This window comes from Mycobacterium lehmannii (genome assembly GCF_002245535.1).
Classification (GTDB): Bacteria; Actinomycetota; Actinomycetes; order Mycobacteriales; family Mycobacteriaceae; genus Mycobacterium; species Mycobacterium lehmannii.
This window is the reverse complement of the sequence record NZ_NKCN01000017.1, coordinates 1-19,835: the sequence shown is the minus strand read 5'-3', so window position 1 is coordinate 19,835 and position 19,835 is coordinate 1. Positions and strand designations below refer to the sequence as shown.

Here is a 19,835-nt window from a genome sequence, read left to right as displayed (position 1 = left end):
CATTGCTCCTACAAAAGGTAGTCCCATTCCGGCACGCGTGCCCCGCCGGGGGCGGTCACTTGCTCAGACGGGCAGCCGCAGATTACCCAACAAGCCGGTGAACTCCGCGAAGACCGTCTCCAAGTGGTCGATCAGGTCGTCGAGGGACACCTGTGACCAGTCGCTGTTGACCTGCACGACATCGGTGAGCGCCGTCATTATCACCGCACTCCACGTCGCGGATGTCAGCCGCACCCGGCGGTCGCTGAGGTCGACGCGCATGCGCCTGGCGAGCGCGCGTTCGACCGCGTTGCCCCGGAAATCGGGGGTGATCTGCCGCAGCGTCGGCGACGACAGGATGATCCGGGCGATGCACAACACCCGCTCGGCTCGCAGATCATCGGGCCCCGCGTGCTTGGCCGCCTCCCCCATCGCGACGTAGGCGCGCAGGATCGCCTCCAGGTGGTTCAGTTCGGCGGGTTGGCGCTCCAACTCGACGGCGACTTCGTCGACGATTTCGTCGACCAGGGCCAGCGCGATCGAGTCCTTGGTCGGGAAGTACCGGCTAAAGGTGCGCGGTGAGACGTCGGCCACCGCGGCGATTTGGTCGACGGTGGTGTTGTCGAAACCCTGTCCGTTGCACAGTTCCACGGCGGCGTCGATGAGAGTCGCACGCGTGCGCTGTTTCTTGCGTTCTCGCAGCCCAACGGACTGCGCCCCCCTACCGTCAGGCACGAACGCGATCCTAACGGTCGAATCTATGAAGGAGCTAAGAATTCATCTGCTCCGAGAACATGATCGACGTCAGCATTTCGGGCCGGTGCCTCGCGGTAGCGAACGCCGGCACCTAAGGCTGCAGCCGCTCGATGCGCCCGTCCTGGATGCGAATCCTGTTGTGCACCCGGTTCTCCCGGCCCTGCCAGAACTCGACCACGTCGGCGGCGATCAGATAGCCACCCCAGTTCGGCGGGACAGGCACCGTGTCCTGACCTTCGAAGCGCCGCGTCACCTCGGCCAGTTGCTCCAGCAGCGCCGCGCGCGAGGCGATCGGCTTCGACTGGTACGACGCCCACGCGCCCAACTGCGACCCCCGCGGCCGCTTCGACCAGTACTCGGCGGTCTCCTCCGCCGACACCTTGGTCACGGGGCCTCGGACGTGGACCTGGCGACTGGTCAGATACCAGGGGAAGGTGGCCGACGCGTACGGCGTCGCCGCTAGCTGTTCGCCCTTGTCGGAGTCGTAGTTGGTGTAGAACGTGATGCCGGTGTCGTCGACGCTCTTGCACAACACCGACCGGGTGACGGGCCGTCCCCGGTTGTCGACGGTCGCGATGACCATGGCATTGGGTTCGGCGACACCGGCGCGCTCGGCATCGGCTAACCACTTGCGCAGCAACGTAACCCAGCCGTCGGCCAGCCAATCCACGTCCAGGTCTGGACTGCCGTCCTTTTCCGCCGAACCGTATTCCACCCGCATCCTCGCCAAGTGTTCCGGGCTTACCTCCGCCACGCGCCAACGCTACGCCCACACCGGCTGCCGTCGTGTCCGCAACCGCCAGATGAGCGCCGTTTCACAGGTGCGAGAATCTGGCCATGAGCGCGGTGCCCGAAGACTTCGTCCCCGGCCTCGAAGGCGTCGTCGCCTTCACGTCCGAGATCGCCGAACCCGACAAGGACGGCGGCGCGCTGCGGTACCGCGGCGTCGACATCGAGGATCTGGTCAACCAGCGGGTCACCTTCGGCGACGTGTGGGCGCTGCTGGTCGACGGGAAGTTCGGCAACGGTCTGCCGCCTGCCGAGCCATTCCCGCTGCCAATCCACAGCGGTGATGTGCGCGTCGACGTCCAGGCCGGACTGGCGATGTTGGCCCCGATCTGGGGCTATCCCCCGCTGCTCGACATCGACGATGCGACCGCCCGCGAGCACCTCGCCCGGGCCTCGGTGATGGCACTGTCCTACGTCGCGCAGTCGGCGCGGGGGATCTATCGCCCCGCGGTCCCGCAGCGCACCATCGACGAATGTTCCACCGTGACAGAGCGATTCATGACCCGCTGGCAGGGCGACCCAGACCCCCGGCACGTCGAGGCCATCGACGCCTACTGGGTCAGCGCCGCCGAACACGGTATGAACGCCTCGACCTTCACCGCTCGCGTGATCGCCTCCACCGGCGCCGACGTCGCTGCCGCCCTGTCCGGCGCGATCGGCGCGATGAGCGGACCGCTGCACGGCGGGGCCCCGGCCCGGGTGATCCCGATGATTGAGGAGGCCGAGCAGACCGGCGACGCCCGCGCCGTCGTCAAGGGCATCCTCGACCGCAACGAGAAGCTGATGGGCTTCGGGCACCGGGTGTACCGCGCCGAGGACCCGCGGGCCCGGGTGCTGCGCGCGACGGCCAAGCGGCTCGAGGCCCCGCGCTACGAGGTCGCGGCCGCCCTCGAGCAGGCCGCCCTTGCCGAACTGCGGGAGCGCCGACCCGATCGCGCCATCGAGACCAACGTCGAGTTCTGGGCGGCGGTGACCCTCGACTTCGCCCAGGTGCCGACCAAGATGATGCCCGCGATGTTCACCTGCGGGCGCACCGCGGGCTGGTGTGCGCACATCCTCGAGCAGAAGCGGCTCGGCAAGCTGGTGCGCCCGTCGGCGATCTACGTCGGGCCGGCGCCGCGCAGCCCCGAGTCGGTCGAGGGCTGGGACCAAGTCGTCCGGTCGTGACTGCGCCCTCGATCCTGGAGACGTTCGCCTCAGCGGCACACAGTTTCGCGGACCTGGTCGGCCGCATTCCCGCCGACGCGTTATCGGGGCCGGGTCTGGGCGAGTGGGACCTGCGCTCGCTTGTCGGGCACACGTCGCGCTCGCTGACCACCGTGCTCACCTACCTCGAGACCACAGCTCAGGCCGAGGACATCGCCACGCCGCAGGAGTACTACGCGCGGGTGAACCCGGCGGCACTGGGCCTGGACCCCGCCGACGTGGCTGAGCGCGGCAGGCAAGCCGGGCGCGACCTCGGTGACGACCCGGCGGCCGCCGTGGCAGACCTCGTCTCCCGAGCGATCGCGCGATTGGAGACGGTGGACGACCCGTTGATCCGGGTGCTCGGCGGGCTGGGCATCCGGTTGCGGACCTATCTGCCGACGCGGACGTTCGAGCTGGCCGTGCACAGCCTGGACATCGCACGTGCCGTTGGTCTTTCGTTCACGCTGCCGCCACCTGTACTCGAGGACGCGCTGGTGTTGGCAGCACGCATCGCCGCCGGGCAGCAGGGCGAGACGGTGCTGATGGCGCTGACGGGCCGCAACGCTCTGCCGGCGTCGTTCTCGATCGTCTGAAGCCTCTGATCTGTCGGTGGGCAGTGGTTGCATGACCGCGTACCGATGAATTGCGTCCGCTCGCCGAGTCGGTACTGGTAACCCGCCCGCGGGCCTAACCCGAATCGAGAAGGAGCTCTCCACATGGCCATCGACTTCGAGCCAGCAGTGTCGCCCATGCTCACGGTCAGCGACGGCGCCGCAGCCATCGACTTCTACGTCAAGGCCTTCGGCGCCGAGGAACTCGGCCGGGTGCCGGGGCCCGACGGCAAGAGGCTGTTTCACGCCGCGCTGCGCATCAACGGGGCGCTGGTGATGCTCAACGACGACTTCCCGGACATGAACGACGGCAAGTCTGCGACGCCGGAAGCTCTCGGCGGCTCGCCGGTGACCATCCATCTGACGGTCACCGATGTCGACGCCAAGTTCCAGAAGGCCGTCGACGCAGGCGCGACGGTCGTCATGCCGCTCGGTGACATGTTCTGGGGCGACCGCTACGGCGAGCTGCGTGACCCCTTCGGGCATCTGTGGTCGATGGGTCAGCCGGTGCGTGAAGTCAGTCCCGAGGAGATCGAGAAGGCGGTGCAGCAGCACCAGTGACGGAGCTAGCGGCGCAGGCCGGCCAGTAGGCGCCGGCCGAACCCGGATCCGCGGGAGTCGGCCGCGGCGGAGAGCATGTCGGGGACCGCGGTGAACTTCACGCGCGGTCGTTCGTCGCCGCCGCGGGCGACTTCGGCGGCGTCGATCGCCTTCCACCCGGCGGAGTCGACCATGTCGGGCCGCCTGCTGCACACGAGTTTGTCGAGTGCCGCGGGCTTGTGCACGGGATCGCGCAACCTGCGCTCGTTGTAGTCGGCGACGAGGTTGTGCACGGTCTGCGCGGCGCACGACTTGTTGGTGCCGATGAAGCCCGTCGGTCCGCGTTTGATCCAGCCCGCGACGTAGCTGCCGGGAACGGGTGCGCCCGACCGCGGGTCGACGACCCGGCCGCCGTCGTGGGGCACGACCGCGGCCTCCTCGTCGAAGGGCAGACCGCGGATGGGCTTGCCGCGGTAGCCGATCGAGGTCAAGACCAAACCGGCGTCGACCCGACGAACCTCGTCGGTGCCGGTGACCGTGAAATCCATCGCCTCGGTGCGGACGTCACCGATGACGCGCTTCGGCGTGAGCGAATAGGCGAGCCGGATACGGGGTCGCGTCACCGGCGCGGAGGTGTCCGCCAGCTTGCTCAGGATCTCCAACTTGTTGCGGGTCAACCGATCCTGGGCCGCGGCCAGGTCGCGGTTCACCAATTCGTGGTCCTCCGGCGAGAGCACCACCTCGCACGTCGACGTCAGCCCGATCAGCTCGGGCAGCGTGAACGCCGAGTCGGCGGGGCCGCGGCGGGCCGCGATCACCACCTCGGTCACCTTCGATGCGCGAAGCACGGCGAGCGCGTGATCGGAGATGTCGGTGCTCGCAAGGACATCGGGCGGTGTGGCGAGTATCCGCGCGACGTCGAGGGCGACGTTGCCGTTGCCGACGATGACCACGCGCTCGTGGCTCAGATCGATTGGCAGCGAGCCGAAGTCGGGGTGCCCGTTGTACCAGGCCACGAACTCGGTGGCGGTGCCCGTGCCTTGCAGGTCCATTCCCCCGATGTCGAGCCGGCGGTCGTTGGGCGCCCCGACGGCGTAGAGGACGGCGTGGTGATGCTCGAGCAGCTCGTCGTGGGTGACGTCGGAGCCCACCTCGACGTTGAGGTAGAACGTGAATCCCGGTTGGGCCGCGACCCTGTCGAACAGCTTGGTGACGCGCTTGGTGCTCTGGTGGTCGGGCGCGACGCCGGCGCGCACCAATCCGTAGGGCGTGGGCAGCCGCTCGAAAACGTTGACGCGCACCCCTTTCTGGGTGAGCAGCTCGTCGGCGGCATACATCGCCGCCGGTCCCGATCCGACGATCGCCACGGTGAGCGGTCCACCTGCCCTCGGGTACACCACCGGCGCCTCGATGACCGGCGCCAGTTTCGATGTCGGCGGCACCTTTCCGTCCGGTTCGGGATAGAACGCGGCGTTCAACTCGACGAACGGAAGCTGCGCGGGCGTCAACTTCGAATCATGCGATATCGCACCGACCGGGCACGCCGACACGCACGCACCGCAATCCACACACGCCACCGGATCGATGTGGAGCATCTCGGCGGTCGCGAAGCCGGGTTCGTCGGGTGTCGGGTGGATGCAGTTCACCGGACACGCGTAGACGCAGGACCCGTCGCTGCAACACGACTGGGTGATCACATGGGGCACAAGCGCTCCCTACGCGGCAGCGACCACGTGCTGGCGAGCCGGTTCGCTGCGGTAGCGGCTGGGCGGACCGTCGATCCTGCACATCCGCCACACGAGCTTGGCGAACGGGTTCATCAGCCCGGTGTCGTGGCACAACATCCGGACGTCACCGAACATGTCGCGCAGGAACTGCCTCGACTTGGGCGCACGGAAGAACAGCTCCTTGCGCACCGAGCGCGGGATGTCGAACTCGCGCCAGAACGACCTCGGCGGCACGATGATCGCCTGGCACAGCACCCGCATGATGATCGGCACGTTCCACGACAGCCAGAACCGCTGCCGGCGATTCAGATGCGGCAGGCGCTTGCGCAGATACTCGTGGGCGAACGAGATGTGGCGCGCCTCCTCGGCGACGTGGATCGCCATCACCCGCTCCATGATCGGGTGCAAGTCTTTGCCCTCGCGCAGCACGTTCTTCTGGGTGTGGTCGATCGGTTCCTCGCCGGCGAGCACGCCGAAGAAGAACGGGATCGGCAGCGGCCCCGCGATCAACGGGATGAACGGCGACAGCCAACGCAGCATGCGCGGCATGCCCGGCACGTCCGCGCCGATGCGGTTGACCATCTCCTGGAACATCATCGTGTGGTTGCACTCTTCGACCGACTCGTGCAGGCAGTACCGGTATTCGGGCGAACCGTTGGGCACCCAGAACGCGTAATTCGTCAGGCCGCGGATGAGGATGATCTCGAACTGCAACCCGACCTTGGCGACGTTGGCCTGCCGCCACATCCCGATTTCGATCTGCCGCTCCAGCGGCTGGGCCTGATACCAGGGATGTCCGCCGAGCGGGTCGGTGGCGGGCAGCACCCACCGCGGATCGTTCTCGGTCACCGCGAACTCCGGGGAGTCCCAGTCGATGTCGGTGTACGGGTTGAAGTTCCGCCGCACCGAACCCTCGGACAGTGTGGTGAGCGTGTCGACGTAATCGGCGTCGTCGCTGACCTCCATGTTGCGACGCCATCGCCTGACCATTCGAGTCCGCGCCATCTTCAGCCTCCCCTGTGAGGTTTACATTCGCGCCTCTGATGTCCAACAACGGTACCGGAGGTATCGCCTACTGAACATACCCCTCGGCGCGATGTGTCACACCGGCTGAAATACGGCGTGACGTGATGCCCGTCACATCAGAGGTAGGCGTGCGGGCGGTTCGGGTCTACCGGCTTCCGAACTCCCCGACAGCGGCGGCCCTGGCGCCGTTGCGCACCACCGCGACGCCGGCTTCGGTCATGCCGCAATCGGTGATGATCGCCCGGTGGCCGGGGCTGTTCATCCACCAGTTCACGGCTTCTGCAGGAACGGCGGCCACCCCGGTGCTCCAGAAAATGATCTCGCCGGCGTTGGAGAACTGCGTGTAGCCGGCGGCGGTGATGCGCTGGCCGACCGAAGATCCGTCCGAACCGGTGTGGCTTCGCACATTGTTGGCCAGCATGTCGTTGGCCTGCCGGGCCGCGGCCGCGCTCAGCTGTGGGTTCGCCGCGACCGGACCGCATCCGTTCGCGGCGCGGGCGGCGTTGATCTCGTTGAGCAGTGCACCGTCGTCGGCACCGTCGGCATGAGCAAGCACCGGGGCGCTGACGGCCGCCGCGGCCGCACACATTGAAATCAGGACCGAGCTTCTTCTACGACTGTTCACGTGCCCCCCTGGGCTCGAGCTTCAGTCCCCGACAGGTCACAGTATGGACACGGCGAGGTCTCTATGAAGCCCGTTTACCCACTTTTGTGACTTTTCTCTGCCGCCCCTCCCCACGGCGACGGCACAGGTCCGGTCATTACTGTTGACCGCATGTCGCAGCTGACGATTCCCGCCGACCTCAAACCGCGCGACGGCCGCTTCGGCTGCGGGCCCTCCAAGGTCCGACCGGAACAGCTCAGTGCGCTCGCCGCAGCGGGTGACCTGTTCGGCACCTCGCACCGCCAGGCGCCGGTGAAGAACCTGGTCGGCCGGGTGCGTGACGGGCTGCGCCAGCTGTTCTCGCTGCCCGACGGCTACGAGGTGATCCTCGGCAACGGCGGCACCACCGCGTTCTGGGATGCGGCGGCGTTCGGCCTGATCGAGAAGCGGTCGCTGCATCTGACCTACGGCGAGTTCAGCGCGAAATTCGCCTCGGCCGTCGCCAAGAACCCGTTCGTGGGCGATCCGGTCGTCGTCAAGGCCGACCCGGGCAGCGCGCCGGAGCCGACGTCGGACCCGTCGGTCGACCTGATCGGCTGGGCACACAACGAGACCTCGACGGGTGTCGCGGTCCCGGTGCGGCGTCCGGACGGGTCGGGCGATGCGTTGATCGCGATCGACGCGACGTCTGCGGCGGGTGGGCTTGAAGTCGACATCACCGAATCCGACGTCTACTACTTCGCTCCGCAGAAGAACTTCGCGAGCGACGGCGGACTGTGGCTGGCGATCATGTCGCCGGCCGCGCTCGCGCGCGTCGAGGCGATCGCGAACTCGGGCCGCTGGGTCCCGGAGTTCCTGTCACTGCCGATCGCGATCGAGAACAGCCTCAAGAACCAGACGTACAACACTCCGGCGATCGGCACCTTGATCATGCTGGCCGAGCAGCTGGAGTGGCTGCTGGGCAACGGCGGACTGGACTGGGCGGTCAAGCGCACGGCGGATTCGTCGCAGCGGCTGTACGGATGGGCCGACGGGGCCGAGTTCGCGACGCCGTTCGTCGCTGATCCGGCGTTGCGTTCGCAGGTGGTGGGCACCGTCGACTTCAACGACGACATCGACGCCGCGGCCGTGGCCAAGACGCTGCGGGCCAACGGCATCGTCGACACCGAGCCCTATCGCAAGCTCGGCCGCAACCAGCTGCGGGTGGGGATGTTCCCGGCCGTGGAGCCCGATGACGTCAGCGCGCTCACGGCGTGCATCGACTGGGTGGTGGAGCGGCTTTAGCCGCGACCAACAGGCGGGGAGCGGCTTTAGCCGCGACCAACAGGCGGGGAGCGGCTTTAGCCGCGACCAACAGGCGGGGAGCGGCTTTAGCCGCGACCAACAGGCGGGGAGCGGCTTTAGCCGCGACCAACAGGCGGGGAGCGGCTTTAGCCGCGACCAACAGGCGGGGAGCGGCTTTAGCCGCGACCAACAGGCGGGGAGCGGCTTTAGCCGCGTGTCCTACCAGGTAACGCCCGGATAACGCAGTAGTGTCCGGTTGATCGGGCTTTGCGCTAGCCCGGAGGAGGTCGCCATGCGGGAACTCAAAGTCGTCGGACTCGATGTGGACGGCAAACGAATCATCTGCGAGGTCGACGGCTCCGGCGAGAAATTCACGCTGCGGCGCGACGATCGGTTGCGGGCCGCCGTTCGAGGTGACCAGATGGGTTCGAGCCAGACACGAGACGAGGCCGAGGTTCAGAACGTGTTGCGCCCCAGAGAGATTCAATCGCGGATCAGGGCGGGCGCGTCCGTCGAGCAGGTCGCCGAGGCGTCGGGTGTCGACGTGGCCCGTGTCGAGCGGTTCGCCCACCCGGTGTTGCTCGAGCGTTCCCGAGCCGCCGAGCTGGCAACGGCCGCGCACCCGGTGCTTCCCGACGGTCCGTCGGTGCTGACCCTGCTCGAGACGGTCACGACGGCGTTGATCGCGCGCGGGCTCGACCCCGACGCTCCCGCATGGGATGCGTGGCGCAACGAGGACGGCCGCTGGACCGTGCAGCTGGCGTGGAAGGCGGGGATGTCCGACAACGTCGCGCACTTCCGGTTCACGCCCGGTGCCCACGGCGGGACGGTGACGGCGTTCGACGATGCGGCCTCCGAGCTAATCGACCCGAACTTCTCGCGTCCGCTGCGCCCAGTCGCAGCGCTGCCGCAGCCAGCGGCCGAGGTCGAGGAGCCGACGCTGCCGATGGAGCCGCCAGTGCAGGTCAGTACACCGGAACCGCAGCCCGAAGCGGAGGCCGAGCCGGTCGCCCCGAAGCAGCCCAAGGCGCGCAGGGGCAAGGCCAAGCCGGCGGTCCCGGCGTGGGAAGACGTTCTGCTGGGCGTGCGTTCCAGCGGCCAGCGCTGACTTTCCGCGCCAAGGTCAGCCGCGCAACGCAACGGCGAGCACCACCAGCCACGCCGCAGTCACGCCGACGCCGGAGCCCAGCACGAACCACCGCCACACCGGCCGATTGCGCCACCCCCACACCGTCGGAGCCAGGCCGCCGACCGCGACCAGGTTGAGACCGATCGCCAGCAGCGGGTGCAACCGCAACAGTCCGAGGCTGAGCACGACGATCGTGGCCGCGACGACGGCCGCGACGAACCCCGCCACCGTCAACCCCATCGCCCACGGCGTCGAGTCGTCGGCCATCTCATTCACTCCGAGTCGCTCCGCTCAATCTCGCCGGCGTCCAATCTAACCCGCTCATAGAACGCCAGGGCCGCAGCGGTCGCGACGTTGAGCGAGTCGGTTCCCCGCGACATCGGGATCCGCACCCGCAGATCGGCCGCGCGCATCGTCCGCTCGGTGAGCCCCGGACCCTCCGCGCCGACGAGGATCGCCACCTTGTCGTCGGCGACGCCCGTCATCGCGTCGGCCAGCGTGCTTGCGGTAGGCATGGGTGTCATCGCCAGCAGTCGAAACCCGTTGGCCCGCAACAACTCCAGGCCATCGGGCCACGACTGCGCCCAAGCGTAGGGCACGAGCAGCGCATGGCCCATCGACACCCGAACGGCTCGCCGATACAGCGGGTCGGCGCAACCGGTGCCGAACACGACCGCGTCCACGCCGAGGCCGGCCGCGTTGCGAAAGATCGAGCCGAGGTTCTCGTGGTCGTTGACACCTTCGAGGACCGCGACGGTGCGCGCACCGTTCAACACCTCGGCGACCGTCAACTCGCGCGGCCGCGACGCCGACGCCAGCACGCCGCGGTTGAGGTGAAATCCCACCACTTCGGCCATCACATCGGCGGGCACCCGGTAATACGGAGCCGAGACGCCGACCAGGTCGCCCGCGAGTTCCTGCAGCCGGCGGTCGGTGCCCATCATCGCGCGCGGCGCGAACCGCGAGGCCAGCATCCGTTGCACCACCAGCACGCCCTCGGCGATCACCAGCCCCTTGCCCGTGGGCAGATCGGGCCTGCGGTCGACGCTGTTGAGATCGCGAAAGTCGTCGAGTCGCGGATCGGACGGATCGTCGACGTCGATCACGGTGTGCGTCACGGCAGGCGCGCTCGGCCGGCACCGCAGCGCGGTGGGCTACCGTTCATAGCGATGACGCCGCAACCGCCCCCGTTGCCCGGCAACCTGCTCAGGCCGTGGCCGGTCATCGTCGCGATCGCGGCCGGTTGGGTCGTCGCTGCGATCCTGGCGTTCACGGTGACCGGTCTACACGAGTGGCGGCCGTACACGGTGGCCGGGCTAGGGGTCGGCGCCCTTGGCACGGCGATCTGGTTGTGGCAACGTCACGCCGTGCGTCGCGGATCGCGCGGGGCGCAGAGCGGACTCACCTAGCGCGAGATGAGCAGACAGGAGAAGGCTATGGCAGCCCCGGTGTTGCAGGCCGAAATCACAATCAACGCCCCGGTGGCGAAGGTGTGGGAACTGGTCTCGAACCTCAAGAACATGCCGCGATGGAGCCCGCAGTGCCGGGCCATGAAGACGTTCGGCCCGCTGCAGCCGGGTGCGCGGACGATCAACCTCAACCGGCGCAAGTTCCTGATGTGGCCCACCACGAGCCGGATCATCGAAGTGGTCCCGGAGAAGAAGCTGGCGTTTCGGGTCAACGAGAACAACACCGTGTGGAGCTACGAGCTCGAGCCCACCGAGATCGGCACGCGTCTGGTGGAGACCCGTCACGCGGAGAACGGGGTCAAGCCGGTGTCGACGATGTTGGTCAACGCGGTGATGGGTGGCGTGCCCAGCTTCGAACGTGAACTCGTCGAGGGGATGAACGAGACGCTTGCGCGGATCAAGGCCGCGGCCGAAAGCTAACCGCTACTCGGCCGGCTCGGTCAGGTCGAGCACGCCGTCGTCGTACGGGTCGTAGAGCGGGGATCCGCCGCCGGCGGGCTGGGGCGTGTCCGAGTGTGCGCCGCAACCGTATTCGGAGTCGACGACGTGCCCGTCTGCGGAGAACTCGTTGGCGCAGACACCGAACGTCGTGCCCAGGGCACCGGCCAGCGGAAGGTAGAACCCGCAGTCGCGGCACACCCGCCGCGTCGAGCGCGCCATCGCCGAACCCGGACCGTACTCGCCGTCGTGCCAGCGTTGCGCCGCGTCCATGCGGCCCCACCGGCTGAGCACCTGGCGACGGCCCAGACCCACCTCGAGCGCGACATCGTCGATCTGTGGGTCGCCGGTCGCCACGTAGCCAGGTACCAGACGCGGGTCGTCCGGGGGCGGGGCGAGCAGATCTCCCGGGCCCAGATCACCGGGCTGGACGCGGTCGTGCCAGGGCACCCACTTCGGCGCCAGCAACGCCGTCGGCCCCGGAACCAGCACCACCTCGCTGATGGTGGCGTGGTCGGCGCCGGGCCACGCCGCGACCACGACGGCCCACTGCCAGCCGCGGTAGCCCGGCATGTCGGCGAGGAAGCGGTGCGTGGCCGCGGTCGGGTCCTCGAAGCTGGCACCCAGGTACTCACCGACGGTGTCCTCGCCGCTGAACTCAACGATCGCCGCACGCGCGTCGTCGACGGCGCCCAGGAGTACCGCCTCCAGATCCGGCCGCTCGGCGGATTCGGTCACGCTGTCCATCGCCCTCAATACTGCCTGACCGGCTAACCGGCAGCCACACCGGTTGGCTGCACGCCCGCCACCGCTTCGATGGTGGAGAATCGACATCGTGACCGGACCGCGCCGTGACCCCCGAGACTCTGCGGATCGGCGCGACCCTCGGTACTACCCGCCACGACCACCCGCCGACGACCGCTGGGGCGATGACCGGTGGGGTGACGAGCACCCGGGGATGGCGAACTACCCGAGCGACCCGAGCTACCGTCGTCCCCGGCGCAGCGGCCCGACGCCCAGCGCCAACCGATGGCTGCCTCCGCTCGACCAGCCCACCCGCGAATTCGGTGCCACGCCACCGCCGCACAGGATGGGCGGCGCCGCTGGCGAAAAGGTCACCGTCACACGGGCGGCCGCGCAGCGCAGCCGCGAGATGGGCTCCAAGATGTACGGCCTGGTGCACCGGGCGGCGACCGCGGACGGGGCCGACAAGTCGGGGCTGACCGCGTTGACGTGGCCGGTGGTCGCGAACTTCGCCGTCGACGCCGCGATGGCCGTCGCGCTGGCCAACACGTTGTTCTTCGCGGCGGCCTCCGGTGAGAGCAAGGGCAAAGTCGCGCTGTACCTGTTGATCACGATCGCGCCGTTCGCCGTCATCGCCCCGCTTATCGGGCCCGCGCTGGACCGGTTGCAGCACGGTCGCCGCGTAGCGCTGGCCACGTCGTTCGCGTTGCGCACGGGGCTCGCGGTGGTACTGATCGCCAACTACGACGGTGTCACCGGCAGCTTCCCCTCGTGGGTGCTCTATCCGTGCGCGCTCGGAATGATGGTGCTGTCCAAGTCATTCAGTGTGTTGCGCAGCGCGGTGACCCCACGGGTACTGCCGCCGACCATCGACCTGGTGCGAGTCAACTCTCGACTGACCACGTTCGGTCTGCTCGGCGGCACGATGGTCGGCGGCGCGGTGGCCGCGGGTGCGGAGTACCTGTTCAAGTTGTTCCAGATGCCCGGTGCCTTGTACGTGATCGTCGCGGTGTCGGTGGCGGGCGCGGCGCTGGCGATGCGGATCCCGAAATGGGTCGAGGTCACCGAGGGCGAGGTCCCTGCGACGCTGAGTTACCACGGTCGCACGGGCGAACTGCGGCGCGGCGCCGAGCATCTGCCGCCGGCGAAGTCGAGGCGGCAGCCGTTGGGCCGCAACACCATCGCCGCGCTATGGGGCAACTGCACCATCAAGGTGATGGTCGGCTTTCTTTTCCTGTATCCGGCGTTCGTCGCCAAATCGCATGACGCCAGCGGATGGGAGCAGCTGCGCATACTCGGACTGATCGGCGCGGCCGCGGCCATCGGCAACTTCGCGGGCAACTTCACCAGCGCGCGCCTCAAGCTGGGCCGTCCGGCGCAGGTGGTGGTGCGCTGCACGATCGTCGTCACCCTCGCGGCGCTGGCCGCCGCGCTGACCGGCAACCTGCTGGTCGCCGCGATCGCCACGCTGCTCACGTCGGGGGCCAGCGCGATCGGCAAGGCCTCGCTGGACGCGTCGCTGCAGGACGACCTGCCCGAGGAGTCGCGTGCCTCGGCCTTCGGCCGCTCGGAATCGGTGCTGCAGTTGGCCTGGGTCGCCGGCGGTGCGGTCGGCGTGCTCGTCTACACCGAACTGTGGGTGGGCTTCACGGCGATCACCTCGGTGCTGATCCTCGGTCTGGCGCAGACCGTGGTGAGCTACCGCGGTGATTCGCTGATTCCGGGTCTGGGCGGCAACCGACCCGTGCTGGCCGAGCAGGAGGGCGGACGCACGGAGACCGCGGCGGTGGCGCACGAGTGAAACGCATGATCGCCGCGCTCGTCGCGGTGGTGATCCTCGCGTCGGTGGGTACCGGTGTGCTCGTCTGGTGGCTGCGCAGCAATGACGACTCACCGAAATACCCTGAGATCAGCGCGTATTCGCACGGACACCTCGTGCGTGTCGGTCCGTACCGCTACTGCGAGGTGCTCAACCCCACCAAGTGTGAGGTCTTTCAAGACCAGGGCGAACTGCCCGTCACCGAGAGCGACGCGGTCCAGCTGTCGGTGCCACCGGCGATCGCCAGGGCGCCGTGGGTGCTGCTGCGCCAGTACGAGGACTCCGACGTCGTCGAGGAGTTCCGCCCGGGGACGCGACTGGCGGTGACGATCCCGACCGTCGACCCGCGGCGCGGCAAGCTCACCGGGCTCGCCGTGCTGCTGCCCACGCTGGTGCGCATCGACGACGAGGAGGTGCCGGCGCCGCACGCCGAGTGGTCGGTGCGCACGGTCTGGTCCTGAGTCGGCGTCACCCGGCGCCGTGGCCCTCTTCGACCCGCTCACCCTGGCGCGTCGGACCTGGCGGTGTCCCGTCTCCGAACGGCCTGCCGCCCAAGGCTTCTCGACCGTGCGGTGTCAGCCAGTTGGCCAGATCCGGTCCTTTCGGAACGACCTGCGTCGGGTTGATGTCGGTGTGCACGATGTAGTAATGCTGCTTGATCTGAACGAAGTCGATGGTGTCGCCGAACCCCGGGGTCTGGAACAGGTCGCGGGCGTAGGCCCACAACGCGGGTAGCTCGGTGAGCTTGTGGCGGTTGCACTTGAAGTGCCCGTGATAGACGGGGTCGAAGCGCGCCAACGTCGTGAACAGTCGCACGTCGGCCTCGGTGATGGTGTCGCCCACCAGATACCGCTGGCCGTCCAGGCGCTCGGAGAGCAAGTCGAGCGCGAAGAACAATCTGTCGTAGGCCTTGTCGTAGGCCTCCTGCGATCCGGCGAACCCGCACCGGTACACGCCGTTGTTGATTTCGGTGTAGATGCGTTGAGCCACTTCGTCGATCTCGTCGCGGTGCTTCTCGGGGTAGAGGTCGGGCGCGCCGTCGCGGTGGTACTGCGTCCACTCGGTGGAGAAGTCGAGCGTGATCTGCGGGAAGTCGTTGGTGACGACCTCACCGGTCGGCACGTCGACGATCGCGGGGACCGTGATGCCCTTGTCGTAGTCGGGGAAACGCTTCAGGTAGGCGTCTTTGAGCCGGGGGATTCCCAGCACTGGGTCGACGCCATCCGGGTCGAGGTCGAACGTCCAGCTGTCCTGGTCGTGGGTGGGCCCGCAGAAGCCGATGGACAGGGCGTCTTCGAGTCCGAGCAGCCGTCGGACGATGATCGTGCGGTTGGCCCACGGGCAGGCCCGCGCGACGACGAGCCGATAGCGGCCGGGTTCGACGGGGTACCCGTCGCGGCCATCGGCCGTGATACGAGTGCCGATGTACTTGGTGTCGCGGTTGAACTCGCCACCGGAGTCGGATTTGTCGGCGACATATGCCATGTATCCAGGATGCCCCACGGGAACCGTCACCACCGCGGCAACGTCATACGCACATGGTCCCGTTTGTCGGCACCGAAGCTTTAGCCGTGGGCGCGGTGACCCGCTACCAGTTGCGCACGCGGTACCGGATGGTCCATCGGAATGTGTACGTGCCCCGCGACCATGTGCTGAGCGCGGTGGACAAAGCGGTCGCAGCTTGGCTGTGGTCCAGACGGGAAGCGACGCTGGTGGGACTGTCGGCGGCCGCGATGTACGGCTCGAAGTTCATCGACGGGCGCCTGCCCGCAGAGGTGCACCGGCGATCCCGCGACAGGCCGGCGGGGATCGTCGTGCACAGCGGGGAACTCAGCAGGGAGGAGATCCGCCGGGTCCGGGGCATTCTGGTCTCCACGCCGGCGCGCACAGCCTTCGACCTCGGCCGGCGGTATGGGCGGACGCTGGCCGTCATTCGCGTCGATGCGCTGCTGCAGGCAACCTCGCTGAAGTTGCGGGACGTCGAGGCGCTCATCGAGCAGCACCGCGGCGCACGAGGTGTCGTTCAGCTGCGGGAAGTGATAAAACTCGCCGACCCTGGCGCGGAATCGCCGCAGGAGTCCCGGACCCGCCTGGTGCTGACCGACGCGGGAATTCGGCCAACACACACGCAGATCGACGTCTTCGAGCGCTATTACAACCACGTCGGCCGCATCGACATGGGCTATCCGAAATGGAAGGTCGGCGTCGAATACGACGGCGCACAACACTGGACCAACCCGCGGATCCGCGCAGCCGACATCGAACGCCAAGCCAGACTCGAGGCCCTGGATTGGCGGATCGTCCGGGTCAGCGCCGAGATGCTGCGCTACCGACCCCACACGATTGTCGAACGCACTTTGGCCGCTCTGCGCGCCGCCGGCTGCTCGAGCGTCGAGTTGTTGTCGTGAGATCGGCAATTCATCGACAACAAGTCGACGTTCGGCGCGAAGAAACTAGGCCTCGAGCTCGCGGCCGACCGCCCGCACCACCTCGGAGACCCGGCGGGCGACTTTGCGGTCCGGATAGCGACCCTTACGCAGTTCGGGCTGCACAGCGCTTTCGAGCAGCGTGATCATGTCCTCGATCATGCCGTGCAACTCGTCGGGCGAATGCTTACGCTCGGCGGCGGCAGCCTCCCGGCGCGTGCGCGACAGGCTCGGCGGCGGGTCGATGAGCGTCAGCGTCAGCGCCTGCGGCCCGCGCCTGCCCGCGGCGATGCCGAACTCCACGCGCTGCCCGGCCTTGAGGGTCTCGACACCGGAGGGCAGCGCCGAGGATCGGACGTAGACGTCCTCGCCGTCCTCCTGGGACAAAAACCCGAAGCCCTTTTCGGCGTCGTACCACTTAACCCTGCCGGTCGGCACTGGTCTCACCCGCTCGTCGTTGTACCTACAAAAGGAAAGCGCCCCGATGCGCCGGGACGCGTGCTGCTCGATCCTACTCTGACCTCTACCTCGCCAGCACCCCCTTATCGGTAGGCTGAAGACCACCGCTGGAGGAGAAGAAGCGCGCATATGCGATTGATACTCAACATCATCTGGTTGGTGTTCGGCGGCCTGTGGCTGGCGCTGGGCTACCTGCTGGCGGCGCTGATCTGTTTCGTACTGATCATCACCATTCCGTTCGGGTTCGCCGCGCTTCGTATCGCGTTGTATGCGCTGTGGCCGTTCGGCCGCACGATCGTCGAGAAGCCGGGGCCGCGGCCAGCCGCGCTGGTCGGCAACGTCATCTGGGTCATTCTGTTCGGCGTCTGGCTGGCCCTCGAGCACATCATCACCGCGATCGCGATGGCGATCACGATCGTCGGCATTCCGCTCGCACTGGCCAACCTCAAGCTGATCCCGGTGTCGCTGATGCCGCTGGGTAAGGAGATCGTGCCCGTCGACGCCGCGAACAACCCGGAGCGGGCGTTCGCGTGACCGTCGTCCACCTCGGCGTGCCGTCCGCCGCAGCGTCCTCCCCCGCCCCGGCCGGCGGGCCGCTGATCGACACCTTCGGCCGCGTCGCCACCGATCTGCGGGTGTCGTTGACCGACCGCTGCAACCTGCGGTGCACCTACTGCATGCCCGCCGAAGGCCTGGACTGGTTACCGTCGGAGCGGCTGCTGCGGCCCGAGGAGTTGACCCGCCTGCTGCGCATCGCCGTGACGAGGCTCGGCGTCAGAAGCGTGCGCTTCACCGGTGGCGAACCTCTGGTCGCCCGCCACCTCGAGGACGTCATCGCCGCGACGACTGCGCTGAGCCCCCGGCCCGAGATCACGCTGACCACCAACGGCATCGGCCTCGACAAGCGGGCCGAACGGCTCAAGCAGGCCGGGCTGGACCGCATCAACGTCTCGCTGGACACCGTCGACGCCGCGCGGTTCGCCGCCATCACGCGTCGGGACCGGCTCCCCGATGTGCTGGCCGGTCTGCGGGCCGCGAAGGCCGCGGGCCTGGACCCGGTCAAGGTCAACGCCGTCCTCGACCCGGTCACCGGCCTTGACGACGCGGTCGGGCTGCTGCGCTTCTGCCTCGACCAGGGCTACCAGCTCCGCATCATCGAGCAGATGCCATTGGACGCCGGCCACTCGTGGCAACGCGGCAAGGCGATCTCCGCCGATGACGTTCTCGCCGCGCTGCAGCAGCATTTCGACCTCACCCCGGACACCACCCCGCGCGGGTCGGCGCCGGCCGAGTTGTGGCGCGTCGACGGCGGCGTGGGCAAGGTCGGCATCATCGCCTCGGTGTCACACGCGTTCTGCTCCGCCTGCGATCGCACCCGACTGACCGCCGACGGCCAGGTCCGCAACTGCCTGTTCGCGCAGCAAGAGACCGACCTGCGACACCTGATGCGCGCGGGCGCCGACGACGCCGCCCTCGAGGCCGCGTGGCGTGCGGCGATGTGGGCCAAAGCGGCGGGCCACGGCATCAACGATCCGAACTTCGTACAACCCGATCGGCCGATGAGCGCGATCGGCGGATGAGTCAAAGGAAGCAATGACGACGACAACGACCACGGTTGCGGTGAACGTCCGCTATTTCGCGGCCGCACGAGCCGCCGCCGGTAACGATGAGGAGACGATTCGGCTTCGGCCGGGAACGACGCTCGCCGAACTGGTCGGGCAGCTCAGTGAGCGCGACGAGAATCTGGCGAAAGTGCTGAAACGCTGCTCGTTTCTGACCGACGGCATCGCTGTGCGCGACGACGCCGTCGCGCTGCGCGACGCTCAAACCGTCGATGTCCTTCCCCCGTTCGCCGGCGGGTAACGGTGATTTCCGTCACATCACGGAATGATCACAACCTGACTACGACGCGATTTAGCGCGCGATAGTCCTGCGGAAACGCAGAAAACTGCTGGGCATTTAGAGGATTTTTAAGATTTGCCAAAGGCGAAAACGCCGTAATCGGCAAAAGATGACGCGCTCAAAACGAGCCGATACGGTTCAGTCCCAAGCCGGTCGACCTCAAACCGACTGGCCCGCCGTGCCCAACCGCGCCGAGCTCCATCCGTTGGCGCACGGGATACCAACGAACAACTTGGATGGAGGCGGGGGACCCAACCGGTCCGCCGAGTCAAAGACGGACCTGGAGCCGATCGGTTCCTTGGGGTGAAGCCGAATCGCATTGTGCGACAAGGCCGGGCAATACCTCTCCAGCCCGAACCCGACAGCTGACCTCGTGGGCGCCGAAGAGAGGACCGGAAGCACCTATGAGTGGACGGCACCGCAAGCCGGCTTCATCGGCTGTAAGCGTCGCGAAAGTCGCCTTCACGGGCGCTGTGCTCGGAACCGGAAGCCTTGCCCTCGCCGGCCAGGCCCACGCCGCCACCGACGGCGAATGGGATCGGGTGGCCAGCTGCGAGTCCGGCGGCAATTGGGCCATCAACACCGGCAACGGCTACCAGGGTGGTCTGCAGTTCGCGCCGAGCACCTGGACCGGTCACGGCGGCGGTGAGTACGCCCCCGCCGCGCATCTGGCCAGCAAGGAAGAACAGATCGCCGTCGCCGAACGCGTGCTCGCCAGCCAGGGCAAGGGCGCGTGGCCGACGTGCGGTAAGGGCTTGTCGGGTGCGACGCCGCGCAACGTCGTCGACGACGCCGTCGAGGCCGTCAACAACCTGCTGCCACCGCCGCCTCCGCCGTTCGACCCCTTCGCGCCGCCGCCTCCGCCCGCACCGGTCGATGCGCTGGCCGCACCCGCGCCTCCGCCACCCCCGCCAGTCGATCCCTTCGCCCCGCCGCCTCCGCCCC

General features: G+C 68.0%; 24 protein-coding genes and 1 riboswitch. Of the genes, 14 read left to right on the top strand and 10 right to left on the bottom strand.

Features of this window, described 5'->3' with window-relative positions; translation table 11 throughout:
• Positions 1-63 precede the first annotated feature (63 nt).
• Together CEX87_RS18335 and pdxH are read right to left on the bottom strand one after the other, a co-directional pair.
• A complete protein-coding gene (locus CEX87_RS18335; RefSeq protein WP_064425020.1) occupies positions 64-714 on the bottom strand; it encodes a TetR family transcriptional regulator in 651 nt (216 codons plus the stop codon).
• Between the two features lie 112 nt (positions 715-826).
• Positions 827-1,456, bottom strand: a complete 630-nt coding sequence (pdxH, locus tag CEX87_RS18330; protein ID WP_064418805.1) for a pyridoxamine 5'-phosphate oxidase — start codon at positions 1,454-1,456, stop codon at positions 827-829.
• Between the two features lie 116 nt (positions 1,457-1,572).
• On the opposite strand from pdxH, the gene CEX87_RS18325 reads away from it, so the two are divergent.
• The 3 genes from CEX87_RS18325 to CEX87_RS18315 all read left to right on the top strand — a co-directional run bounded on the left by CEX87_RS18325 (position 1,573) and on the right by CEX87_RS18315 (position 3,884).
• Complete coding sequence (locus CEX87_RS18325) at positions 1,573-2,691, top strand: citrate synthase 2 (protein WP_094288488.1); 1,119 nt, start codon at positions 1,573-1,575, stop codon at positions 2,689-2,691.
• Positions 2,688-3,305, top strand: coding sequence for a maleylpyruvate isomerase family mycothiol-dependent enzyme (locus CEX87_RS18320; RefSeq protein WP_064418803.1), 618 nt, complete (start codon positions 2,688-2,690; stop codon positions 3,303-3,305). The genes CEX87_RS18325 and CEX87_RS18320 overlap by 4 nt, the downstream gene beginning before the upstream one ends.
• Positions 3,306-3,428: 123 nt before the next feature.
• Positions 3,429-3,884: a VOC family protein gene (locus CEX87_RS18315; RefSeq protein WP_064398196.1), complete on the top strand. Its 456-nt coding sequence runs from the start codon at positions 3,429-3,431 to the stop codon at positions 3,882-3,884.
• 5 nt (positions 3,885-3,889) lie between these two features.
• On the opposite strand, the gene CEX87_RS18310 is transcribed toward CEX87_RS18315, so the two are convergent.
• From CEX87_RS18310 to CEX87_RS18300, 3 genes are all read right to left on the bottom strand, one after another.
• The gene (locus CEX87_RS18310) at positions 3,890-5,569 is read right to left on the bottom strand and encodes an FAD-dependent oxidoreductase (protein ID WP_094288486.1); all 1,680 of its coding nucleotides are present in this window, start codon (positions 5,567-5,569) and stop codon (positions 3,890-3,892) included.
• Positions 5,570-5,578: 9 nt separating this feature from the next.
• Complete coding sequence (locus CEX87_RS18305) at positions 5,579-6,595, bottom strand: AurF N-oxygenase family protein (RefSeq protein WP_064398192.1); 1,017 nt, start codon at positions 6,593-6,595, stop codon at positions 5,579-5,581.
• Positions 6,596-6,761: 166 nt separating this feature from the next.
• Complete coding sequence (locus tag CEX87_RS18300) at positions 6,762-7,205, bottom strand: CAP domain-containing protein (RefSeq protein ID WP_064398191.1); 444 nt, start codon at positions 7,203-7,205, stop codon at positions 6,762-6,764.
• Positions 7,206-7,391: 186 nt separating this feature from the next.
• On the opposite strand from CEX87_RS18300, the gene serC reads away from it, so the two are divergent.
• Together serC and sepH are read left to right on the top strand one after the other, a co-directional pair.
• Positions 7,392-8,504 carry a phosphoserine transaminase gene (gene serC / locus CEX87_RS18295; protein WP_066810136.1) on the top strand — a complete coding sequence of 371 codons (1,113 nt, stop codon included), beginning with the start codon at positions 7,392-7,394 and terminating at the stop codon, positions 8,502-8,504.
• A 292-nt stretch (positions 8,505-8,796) separates the two neighbouring features.
• Positions 8,797-9,612 carry a septation protein SepH gene (sepH, locus tag CEX87_RS18290; protein WP_094288484.1) on the top strand — a complete coding sequence of 272 codons (816 nt, stop codon included), beginning with the start codon at positions 8,797-8,799 and terminating at the stop codon, positions 9,610-9,612.
• Between the two features lie 15 nt (positions 9,613-9,627).
• On the opposite strand, the gene CEX87_RS18285 is transcribed toward sepH, so the two are convergent.
• Positions 9,628-9,900 (bottom strand): DUF2537 domain-containing protein, encoded by a 273-nt coding sequence (locus CEX87_RS18285; RefSeq protein ID WP_094288583.1) that lies wholly within the window; start codon positions 9,898-9,900, stop codon positions 9,628-9,630.
• A gap of 5 nt (positions 9,901-9,905) precedes the next feature.
• Positions 9,906-10,751, bottom strand: coding sequence for a TrmH family RNA methyltransferase (locus tag CEX87_RS18280; protein ID WP_064398185.1), 846 nt, complete (start codon positions 10,749-10,751; stop codon positions 9,906-9,908).
• Positions 10,752-10,802: 51 nt separating this feature from the next.
• On the opposite strand from CEX87_RS18280, the gene CEX87_RS18275 reads away from it, so the two are divergent.
• Positions 10,803-11,042 carry a DUF2530 domain-containing protein gene (locus CEX87_RS18275; protein ID WP_064398183.1) on the top strand — a complete coding sequence of 80 codons (240 nt, stop codon included), beginning with the start codon at positions 10,803-10,805 and terminating at the stop codon, positions 11,040-11,042.
• 27 nt (positions 11,043-11,069) lie between these two features.
• The gene (locus CEX87_RS18270; protein WP_094288482.1) at positions 11,070-11,522 is read left to right on the top strand and encodes an SRPBCC family protein; all 453 of its coding nucleotides are present in this window, start codon (positions 11,070-11,072) and stop codon (positions 11,520-11,522) included.
• Positions 11,523-11,525: 3 nt separating this feature from the next.
• Here CEX87_RS18270 and CEX87_RS18265 read toward each other — a convergent pair whose 3' ends face one another.
• Complete coding sequence (locus CEX87_RS18265) at positions 11,526-12,287, bottom strand: DUF3027 domain-containing protein (RefSeq protein WP_064398178.1); 762 nt, start codon at positions 12,285-12,287, stop codon at positions 11,526-11,528.
• Positions 12,288-12,498: 211 nt separating this feature from the next.
• Here CEX87_RS18265 and CEX87_RS18260 point away from each other — a divergent pair, with 211 nt between their 5' ends.
• Together CEX87_RS18260 and CEX87_RS18255 are read left to right on the top strand one after the other, a co-directional pair.
• Positions 12,499-14,085, top strand: coding sequence for an MFS transporter (locus CEX87_RS18260; protein WP_198957255.1), 1,587 nt, complete (start codon positions 12,499-12,501; stop codon positions 14,083-14,085).
• On the top strand, positions 14,082-14,564 hold the full coding sequence (locus tag CEX87_RS18255) for a DUF2771 domain-containing protein (protein WP_094288478.1): 483 nt from the start codon (positions 14,082-14,084) through the stop codon (positions 14,562-14,564). Before CEX87_RS18260 ends, CEX87_RS18255 begins: the two co-directional genes overlap by 4 nt.
• Before the next feature lie 7 nt (positions 14,565-14,571).
• Here the strand turns inward: CEX87_RS18255 and CEX87_RS18250 are convergent, their stop codons facing one another.
• Positions 14,572-15,588, bottom strand: a complete 1,017-nt coding sequence (locus CEX87_RS18250; RefSeq protein ID WP_094288581.1) for a glutathione S-transferase family protein — start codon at positions 15,586-15,588, stop codon at positions 14,572-14,574.
• Between the two features lie 53 nt (positions 15,589-15,641).
• On the opposite strand from CEX87_RS18250, the gene CEX87_RS18245 reads away from it, so the two are divergent.
• The gene (locus tag CEX87_RS18245) at positions 15,642-16,511 is read left to right on the top strand and encodes an endonuclease domain-containing protein (protein WP_094288476.1); all 870 of its coding nucleotides are present in this window, start codon (positions 15,642-15,644) and stop codon (positions 16,509-16,511) included.
• A 45-nt stretch (positions 16,512-16,556) separates the two neighbouring features.
• Here CEX87_RS18245 and CEX87_RS18240 read toward each other — a convergent pair whose 3' ends face one another.
• On the bottom strand, positions 16,557-16,967 hold the full coding sequence (locus tag CEX87_RS18240; RefSeq protein WP_064398168.1) for a cold-shock protein: 411 nt from the start codon (positions 16,965-16,967) through the stop codon (positions 16,557-16,559).
• Between the two features lie 150 nt (positions 16,968-17,117).
• Here CEX87_RS18240 and CEX87_RS18235 point away from each other — a divergent pair, with 150 nt between their 5' ends.
• The 4 genes from CEX87_RS18235 to CEX87_RS27660 all read left to right on the top strand — a co-directional run.
• Positions 17,118-17,522, top strand: a complete 405-nt coding sequence (locus CEX87_RS18235) for a YccF domain-containing protein (protein WP_064418793.1) — start codon at positions 17,118-17,120, stop codon at positions 17,520-17,522.
• Positions 17,519-18,568, top strand: a complete 1,050-nt coding sequence (moaA, locus tag CEX87_RS18230) for a GTP 3',8-cyclase MoaA (RefSeq protein ID WP_094288474.1) — start codon at positions 17,519-17,521, stop codon at positions 18,566-18,568. Before CEX87_RS18235 ends, moaA begins: the two co-directional genes overlap by 4 nt.
• Positions 18,569-18,581: 13 nt before the next feature.
• The gene (locus tag CEX87_RS18225) at positions 18,582-18,851 is read left to right on the top strand and encodes a MoaD/ThiS family protein (RefSeq protein WP_064398163.1); all 270 of its coding nucleotides are present in this window, start codon (positions 18,582-18,584) and stop codon (positions 18,849-18,851) included.
• A gap of 253 nt (positions 18,852-19,104) precedes the next feature.
• Positions 19,105-19,285: riboswitch (cyclic di-AMP (ydaO/yuaA leader) on the top strand.
• 9 nt (positions 19,286-19,294) lie between these two features.
• Positions 19,295-19,835: transglycosylase family protein (locus CEX87_RS27660; RefSeq protein WP_142301109.1), on the top strand; the 541-nt coding region annotated here is incomplete at its 3' end.